This window comes from Halolactibacillus alkaliphilus (genome assembly GCF_900115465.1).
Taxonomy (GTDB): domain Bacteria; phylum Bacillota; class Bacilli; order Bacillales; family Amphibacillaceae; genus Halolactibacillus; species Halolactibacillus alkaliphilus.
In genome coordinates, this window is record NZ_FOWN01000056.1 from 1 (window position 1) to 7,345 (window position 7,345).

Genomic DNA, 7,345 nt, shown 5'->3' on the forward strand with positions numbered 1-7,345 from the left:
ACGACGTATTTTACCTTTAAGCAGCGTAAAAATGTGAAGACAGTGACGATTGACATGAACGCGAGTTATCAAGGTGTAGTTAAGGATCTGTTTCCTCATGCTAAAATCATAATTGATCGCTTCCACATCGTACAATTAATGACGCGAGCGATGAATAAAACACGTATCAAAATCATGCAAGCATTCAATACATCAAATGGTGAAGATCAAAAGAAATATCGTCGATTCAAGCGATACTGGCAAATGATATTGAAACCTAGCGAGGATCTCTCAAGTACAGAGTACAAGCACTATACCATGTTTGGACAACTACCATCTAAATCGGTTGTGGATGCCATGTTAGATTATTCTGATGAGCTTAAAGCAAACTATGACTTACTACAGCGCTTCTTTAAAGCTTTTGCCGACAGGAATTTTGACGATCTCGAAGAGATCGTCAAAGGAAAACTTGATGCGAACATTTCTAGTTATATGAAAACGAGTATAAAGACGTTACGAAAACATTTACCACACATTCAAAATAGCTTTAATTATACTTACAATAACGGCCGCATTGAAGGCATTAATAATAAAATCAAAGTCTTAAATCGCGTCGCATACGGCTATCGCAATTTCACAAACTATAAGAACCGAATTCTTTTACATTTTGCTTACAAACCAGTTGAACCTCAGAAGAAAAAAACACAAAATAAAACACATGTTTCAGCTGCATAAAAAGAGCTGAAACATGTGAAATATAAGCTCGAAATTATTGGTTAAAAATTCTCACCAACACTATTTGACAAAGAACCGATAACGGGTGCTTTAAATGGTATTATTGAGCTAAAGTAACATCTTTAAGCATTAAAATGCCTGTTGGGTGTTGCCATAGACCTTGAACATCATCGCTAACAGCAATTAAGAACTCTTGGTGGTGAATGTAAAGCATAGGAGCTTCTTCAACCAAGATTTGTTGTGCTTCACTGTAAAGTGCTTGACGCTCATCTGGATCTGGATTTTGACGTGCTTCTAGAAGTAATCTATCAAGTTCGTCATTTGCGATAAATGTACGGTTACCTGGTGTACCGTGATTTTCAGAGTGGAACATTGGATACATACCGTAGTCAGCATCACCTGTTACAGTTGACCAGCCTAGGATGAACATATCGTGTTCACCAGCAGCAGTATCATCAAGGTAAGCACCCCACTCAACGATTTGCACGTCAACATTGATACCTAATTCAGATAAGTTATCTTGAACAACTGTTGCAGCATCAATACGCTCACGAGAGTCGTTTGTCCAAATTGTTGTATCAAAGCCATCTGCATAACCTGCTTCAGCAAGTAATTCACGTGCTGCTTCAACATCATACTCTAAACCTTCGATTGAATCATCGAAGCCAAATACGTTAGGTGCGATTGGACCAATTGCAGGGATACCTGCGCCACCGTATAGGTCGTTGATAATGGCATCTTTGTTAATTGCCATTGAGATAGCTTGACGTACACGAACGTCAGTAAATGGTTCTTTTTGAACGTTAAATCCGATATAAGATAAACTTACAGATGGTGTACGGTTTACAAAGATACCGTCTGTATTTTCGATACGTGATACATCTGATGGTGATAGTGGATCACTGATGTGTGCTACGTTTGTTTCAATGTCAGCAATACGCGTACCATCTTCAGGAACAACACGGAAAACGATTGAATCTAAGTGAGCTGGCTCACCCCAGTATTCTTCGTTTTTAACTAAACGCATTTCATCTCCTGAATTCCAATAGTCAAGTTTGAAAGGACCTGTACCAATTGGGTTTTCATTAATTGTTGCGCCTGGGTCGCCACCATCTGCCATTGCTTCGTAATCAGCTTCAATGACAGCTTGTGAAATCATTCCGCCACCATTATGAGCTAAGTGGGCTGGAAGTGGAGCAAATGAATAGTCTGTTACAAATTGAACAGTATACTCGTCAACAACAATCACTTCATTGATCATGTTGAATAAGAATGAACGAGGAGAAGCAACAGCTTCGTCAAGAATACGATCAATATTTGCTTTAACTACTTCAGCGTTAAATGGTGTACCATCGTGGAAGGTAACACCTTCTTCTAAGTAAAACTCCCATACAGTATCTTCAATCATTTCCCAGCTAGTTGCTAGACCTGGTTGAAGATCCATATTCTCATCTTGAACAACAAGTTGCTCATAAATGTTGTAAGCAACGTTACTTGAAGGTGTATCGTTTGATCCGTGTGGATCAAGTGCTACAGCTTCTGATAGTGTTGCAATAACTAATTCGCCGCCTTCGGCTGCTGGCGCATCATTTGCATCTTCTGATGTACCCTCTGATGTATCGTCACCAGTTGCATCGTCATCACTTGAGCCGCATGCTGCAAAAACAAACATAGCGCCAATAAGTAATAACATAAGTAAAAACTTACTTGTTAATAGCTTTTTCACGTAAAAACACTCCCCTTTTTATTTTTCTTTTTACTTTGTGAAAAGTTAAATTCACTATACTATAAATTAAAAATAAAAACAAGTCTAAATTATCTAATAACTTTATCTGTTCGATTTACCTTATACCTTTTTTAGAACATTCTTATAATTAAAAGCGTTTGATAGACTAGTTTCTTCTATAATATAGAACAAATGAGGGGGGAATTATTGAATTGTTATGAATTAAAGGGTATCTTAATTTTCTGACTTTTTGGTGTTTTGTTGCAATTTGTATTTTAATGTGGCATTATTATTAATCGTATCTATCTTTGGGAAATTTCGCGCTTTTAGGATTGGTAAAAAGATAGTATAATTGATTGAAGAATCTAAAAATTCATCTCATTTTGACAAATAATAAGGTTGAACAATCGGCCTATATGTGTCGATAAACCGTCTTATTGTTAAATAAGGCTGAATTTTTAGAAATTTAGAACTTATTGAATAGAAGGGAATTGGATTGCATGAGAGAAGAAATTAACACTGGAGCTGCTCAAATAAAAGCAGCACCAAATCCAACACTTGTTAAGCTTTCGACATTTTGGAGAAAACTAACGAGTAGTAAATCTGCCGTTGTTGGTGGAATATTAATTATTGCGATTATTTTAATTGCATTGATTGGACCATATTTCGTGCCGTATAGCCCGAGTGCAACGGATACTGCTAATCGATTAAATGGCCCATCACTAGCTCATTGGCTTGGAACAGATAATTATGGCCGAGATATTTTCAGCCGGATTATTGATGGTATGAGTATTACCTTGTATGTAGGTTTTTCGGCTGTGTTAATTGGAATGACTGTCGGTGTTTTCTTAGGAATTATATCGGGTTACTACGGCGGTAAAATTGACACAATTATCATGCGTTTTATGGATATCTTACTTGCGTTTCCAGGTATTCTGTTAGCGCTTGCTATCGTTGCGGTACTAGGAAGTTCTTTGAATAACGTTATTATCGCTGTAGCTGTATTCTCAGTGCCTGTTTTTGCACGTATTGTAAGAGGTTCAACACTTTCGGTGAAGAAACTGGAATACATTGATGCTGTTAAAGCACTTGGTGCGAGTGATGCTAGAATTATCTTCAAACATATTCTACCCAACGTCGCCTCTCCAATTATCGTTCAAGCGACATTAAGTATTGCAACATCGATTCTTTCGGCGAGTGGTTTGAGTTTCTTAGGTTTAGGTGCACAACCTCCAATGCCGGAGTGGGGAGCGATGTTAGCGGATGGACGTAACTACATGTACGATGCACCTCACGTCGCAACAATTCCAGGTATTGCAATAGTTATTGTTGTGCTCGCATTTAACTTATTTGGTGATGGTCTTCGTGATGCACTAGATCCAAAAATGAAAAACTAGAAAAGAGGTAATGACTTGTGTTTCAATTTATAGTTCGACGCTTAATCCAAACAATACCGGTTTTAATAGGTGTAACAATTCTAACATTTAGTATGGTGCGTCTAATTCCGGGTGATCCTGCACAAATCATGGCAGGTGAAAGTGCATCTCAAGAACAAATCGAATTAACACGTGAAAGATTAGGGTTAAATGATCCTTTGCCGGTCCAGTACTTTGACTATGTTTCTGGCGTCGTGACGGGTGACTTGGGGAACTCGATACGTAATGGTCGTCCAGTGGCGGATGAAATTAAAGTGCGTATAGGTACAACGGTATCATTAGCTTTTTATAGCACATTACTTTCTGTGTTTTTAGGAATTATCTTTGGTGTTTTTGCAGCGGTACGACGTGGAAAATTGTCAGATACACTCGTAATGATAGCTGCTTTGTTCGGTTTATCGATGCCAAACTTCTGGCTTGGTTTAATCTTAATCCAATATTTCGCTATTGGTCGAGATGTACTCTTTTTCAATACCGGTTGGTTTTTAGCATCGGGTTGGGGAACGTGGCAACAAATGGTGTTACCAGTTATTACATTAGGTACAGCAGGTGCAGCGATTATCGCACGTATGACCCGTTCAAGTATGCTTGAAGTTATTGATCAAGATTACATTAGAACAGCACGAGCAAAAGGTGTTAAAGAACGTATTGTTGTTTATAGACATGCTTTGAAAAACGCTTTAATTCCTGTTGTAACAGTTGTCGGTTTACAATTTGGTGCCTTACTTGGTGGGGCTGTCATCACTGAAAATGTTTTTGCTATTAACGGTCTAGGGCGTTTAATGGTAGGGGCGATTAACTCTCGTGATTTCCCAATTGTTCAAAGTGGTGTATTGGTTTTTGCATTTCTCTTTGTATTCGTAAACATCATGGTAGATGTTATTTACCGATTACTAAATAAGCGAATCGATTTAAATTAAAGACAAATATAGAAAAGGTGTGAATGGTATGGTCAAAGCAACAGATATTCTAGATCAAGAACCAATTCTAGAAGTAAAAGATTTACAAACATCATTCTTTACCGATAAATTTGAAGTCAAAGCCGTAGATGGTGTTAACTTTGCTGTACCTAAAGGTAAAACATTAGGTATTGTAGGAGAATCTGGGTCAGGTAAAAGTATTACGTCGCTTTCGATTCTTCGTTTAATTCAGAATCCGGGTAAAATTATTGGTGGAGAAATCTTATTTAAAGGTGAGAATATACTTAAAAAATCAGAGGCAGAGATGCGGAAAATTCGCGGAAATGAAATTTCAATGATTTTCCAAGAACCGATGACGTCTTTAAATCCTGTATATACAGTCGGACAACAAATCAGTGAATCATTCATGATTCACCAAAACATGTCCAAAAAAGAGGCGATGAAACGTTCAGCAGAGATGCTGGAGCTTGTTGGTATTCCTTCGCCAAAACAGCGAGTAAAACAGTATCCACATGAACTTTCAGGTGGAATGCGCCAACGTGTCATGATCGCTATTGCCTTAGCATGTGACCCAGAGCTTTTAATTGCAGATGAACCAACGACAGCACTTGATGTGACTATTCAGGCACAAATTCTTGAATTGATGAAAGACCTTCAAGATCGGTTAGGCATGTCTATCATTATGATTACGCATGATTTAGGTGTTGTGGCAGAAACATGTGATTACGTGGCGGTTATGTATATGGGCAAGGTCGTTGAATATGCTAAGGTTAGAGATGTATTCAAAAATCCAAAGCACCCTTATACCGTTGGTTTATTAAATTCCTTACCACGACATGATATTGATTTAGGTGATGTTGAATTACAAGTGATTGAAGGTTCTGTTCCTAGTCCAGATAATTTGCCTAAGGGGTGCCGTTTTGCGCCTCGTTGTCCATTCGCGACAGAATTATGTCATGAAAAACTCCCCGATTTAGAACAAAGTGACAATGGTAACCAAATCCGTTGTTGGATTTACACCGATGAGTGGGATGGAGATCAGGAGGTTGATGTCAGTGCCAAAAGAACTACTTAAAGTCAAAGATTTAAAACAATATTTTCCGATAAAAGGCGGTTTATTAGGTCGAACGATAAACCACGTTAAAGCCGTAGACGGTATTACATTTGATGTTTATGAGGGTGAAACTGTCTCTATTGTAGGTGAATCAGGTTGCGGTAAATCAACAACTGGGCGGGCTATTTTACGTTTAGATGAACCAACGGCAGGTGAAGTAGAATTTGATGGGGAAGATTTACTAGCGTTAAGTAAAAAAGATATGCGTAAAAAAAGAAAAGACCTTCAAGTCATTTTTCAAGATCCATACGCATCCATTAATCCTCGTCAAACGGTGCGTCAAATTTTAGAAGAAGCATTAGAAATTCAAAATGTTGTACCAAAAAATGAGCGTGCAAAGAAAATCGCTGATTTGATGGAAGTTGTTGGTCTTGGTGCTCACCAAGCAGACCGTTTTCCTCATGAATTTAGTGGAGGGCAACGTCAACGTATAGGGATTGCGCGTGCATTATCTGTTGATCCTAAACTAATCATCGCAGATGAAGCTGTTTCAGCATTGGACGTGTCAATTCAAGCGCAAGTCATTAACTTAATGAAACAGTTACAGCGTGATTTTGCCTTAACTTACCTATTTATTTCTCATGACTTAGGCGTTGTTCGTCACATATCAGATCGCGTTATTGTTATGTATTTAGGTAAAATTGTTGAGATTGGTGATAAGACATCTATTTTTGACAATCCACATCACCCATATACAAAAGCTTTATTATCAGCTATTCCAGTACCAGACCCTGATGCTCAGAGTGAACGCGTCTTATTAGAAGGCGATGTTCCTTCGCCAATTAATCCACCGCAAGGATGTCGATTCCATACGCGTTGTCCATTTGCAACAGAACGGTGTCGAGTAGAAGCACCGGAACTACGGAACATAGACGGTATGAAAGAAGGCCATATGGGTGCATGTCACTTTATGGAAGAAATCAAAAACGGTACGCATCAAGTAGAATAAGTAAGCGGGATATTAGATCAATAAATATGAATATAAACGAGACTCAAATCATTTTAAATGGTTTGGGTCTTTTTGTTATTTAGATCATTGGTTCTCAGTTTTTCTATACAGAGGCGATGAGTTTTGATTAGTAAAAAGTGTAAATATGTAACAAAAGGAGCTCAGCTGAATGAATTTCATAATTCTGAGGCCTTGCGGCCCAATGGTTTTGAAGCATAAAAAAGGAAGTACCTCCCCAAGTCTTGTATAATGGTAAGTAACCAAACTAAACCAAAAGACTGGAGGAGAACTCCCTATGCCTATTATACGACAAGAGAGTTTATTTAGCATTAATGAATTATATGCAATGGAACCTACCCAACGATATGACGCTATTATTTTGGTCATTGATATTGACCACATTTACCGTGAGGTAAGTAAAAAATCACGTCTTGGAGCTCCGGAGGAGCTTAACTACGCTGCTATGATTATTTCTGTTTTTATAAG

General features: G+C 38.1%; 6 protein-coding genes and 1 pseudogene. 6 read left to right on the forward strand and 1 reads right to left on the reverse strand.

All coding sequences use genetic code 11. The annotated features are described in order from the left end of the window. Positions 1 to 714 (forward strand): ISL3 family transposase (locus BM163_RS13380; RefSeq protein ID WP_143088241.1); only part of this gene is annotated, 714 nt, incomplete at its 5' end. A 100-nt stretch (positions 715 to 814) separates the two neighbouring features. Here the strand turns inward: BM163_RS13380 and BM163_RS13385 are convergent. Further along, positions 815 to 2,407 (reverse strand): glutathione ABC transporter substrate-binding protein, encoded by a 1,593-nt coding sequence (locus tag BM163_RS13385; protein WP_089803679.1) that lies wholly within the window; start codon positions 2,405 to 2,407, stop codon positions 815 to 817. A gap of 533 nt (positions 2,408 to 2,940) precedes the next feature. Between BM163_RS13385 and nikC the strand changes: the two genes are divergently transcribed. The 5 genes and pseudogenes from nikC to BM163_RS13410 form a co-directional block, all read left to right on the forward strand. Further along, the gene (gene nikC / locus BM163_RS13390; RefSeq protein ID WP_089803675.1) at positions 2,941 to 3,837 is read left to right on the forward strand and encodes a nickel transporter permease; all 897 of its coding nucleotides are present in this window, start codon (positions 2,941 to 2,943) and stop codon (positions 3,835 to 3,837) included. 17 nt (positions 3,838 to 3,854) lie between these two features. Further along, complete coding sequence (locus tag BM163_RS13395) at positions 3,855 to 4,796, forward strand: ABC transporter permease (protein WP_089803676.1); 942 nt, start codon at positions 3,855 to 3,857, stop codon at positions 4,794 to 4,796. Between the two features lie 28 nt (positions 4,797 to 4,824). Next, on the forward strand, positions 4,825 to 5,871 hold the full coding sequence (locus tag BM163_RS13400; protein ID WP_089803677.1) for an ABC transporter ATP-binding protein: 1,047 nt from the start codon (positions 4,825 to 4,827) through the stop codon (positions 5,869 to 5,871). Then, positions 5,846 to 6,859 carry an ABC transporter ATP-binding protein gene (locus BM163_RS13405; RefSeq protein ID WP_089803678.1) on the forward strand — a complete coding sequence of 338 codons (1,014 nt, stop codon included), beginning with the start codon at positions 5,846 to 5,848 and terminating at the stop codon, positions 6,857 to 6,859. The genes BM163_RS13400 and BM163_RS13405 overlap by 26 nt, the downstream gene beginning before the upstream one ends. A 295-nt stretch (positions 6,860 to 7,154) precedes the next feature. After that, positions 7,155 to 7,345 (forward strand): annotated as a pseudogene (locus BM163_RS13410) (IS5/IS1182 family transposase); the annotation flags it as partial.

What these genes read in the sequence shown, in the direction of transcription:
- BM163_RS13405 (WP_089803678.1), top strand. Translation starts at nt 5,846, where the DNA reads ATGTCAGTGCCAAAAGAACTACTTAAAGTCAAAGATTTAAAACAATAT.
- nikC (WP_089803675.1), top strand. Translation starts at nt 2,941, where the DNA reads ATGAGAGAAGAAATTAACACTGGAGCTGCTCAAATAAAAGCAGCACCA.
- BM163_RS13385 (WP_089803679.1), bottom strand. Translation starts at nt 2,407, where the DNA reads ATGTTATTACTTATTGGCGCTATGTTTGTTTTTGCAGCATGCGGCTCA.
- BM163_RS13400 (WP_089803677.1), top strand. Translation starts at nt 4,825, where the DNA reads ATGGTCAAAGCAACAGATATTCTAGATCAAGAACCAATTCTAGAAGTA.